Source organism: Arthrobacter sp. R4, from assembly GCF_051365025.1.
Taxonomy (GTDB): domain Bacteria; phylum Actinomycetota; class Actinomycetes; order Actinomycetales; family Micrococcaceae; genus Arthrobacter.
Map to the genome: position 1 here is coordinate 1 of NZ_JBLWIJ010000065.1, position 891 is coordinate 891.

The 891-nt window shown below is 61.3% G+C and carries 1 protein-coding gene; it reads left to right on the forward strand.

Annotation, left to right across the window (positions count from 1 at the left end; genetic code table 11):
• Positions 1–53 precede the first annotated feature (53 nt).
• Positions 54–891, forward strand: an 838-nt coding sequence (locus tag ACLKOZ_RS22450) for an ABC transporter substrate-binding protein (RefSeq protein ID WP_436478482.1), incomplete at its 3' end; no start/stop codon positions are given.

Genomic DNA, 891 nt, shown 5'->3' on the forward strand with positions numbered 1-891 from the left:
CAACGAGTTGGTGCGCCGGCTCTTCAACCCTCAGCTATTGCGAAGGAATCGTCATGAATAAGAACACCCCGCTTGTTTCGGGCATGTCCCGGCGAGGATTTATTTCCCTTGCCGGTGCAGCTGCCCTGACAGCGTCCCTTTCCTCCTGTGCAGCAGGTGGCGGCAGCAATGGAGCTTCCGGCGGGACGACCCTGAAGTTCTGGGATATGCCCTGGGGCCCGGAAGGGTTTGCCGCCGAGGCCGAGAAGCTGGCCAAGTCCTGGCCCGGTTCCAACGGCATCACGGAGGTCAGCTACCAGCAGGTCCTCTGGAACGGCTTCAACGAAACATACTCATCAGCGATCGCGTCCAAGACCGGCCCGGCCGTGTCCACCGGCGGCGGCTTCCAATCCTTCCAGTTCGCCGCCCAGGGCGCGGTAGCCTACGCAGACAACCTCATCGAATCGTTCAAGAAAGACGGCTTCTACGAGGACTTCCTGCCCAACACCATCGACGCGATGAAAACCCCCGACGGCTACGTAGCCGTGCCGTGGGCAGTGGACGTCCAGACCCTCTGGTACCGCAAATCCATCCTGGACGAAGTCGGAGCCACCGTCCCCACAACATGGGATGAGTTCCTCGAAACCGGCAAGAAGATCGCCGCCAAGGGCTACTACGCCTTCGGCATCAGCGGCGGCAGCGCCAACTTCGGGCCCATGGCCACCCTGAGCCTGATGATCAACAATGGCGGCGGGCTCTTTAACGAAGCCGGCGAACTGGACATCGTCACCGACCGGAACGTCGAAACCGCTGAGTTCATCATGGAACTGGTCAAGTCCGGCCTGACCGACCCCGGCGCGGTAAGCCTCAAGGACGATGACCTGGTCACCCAGTGGGCCAACAAGAAAATCG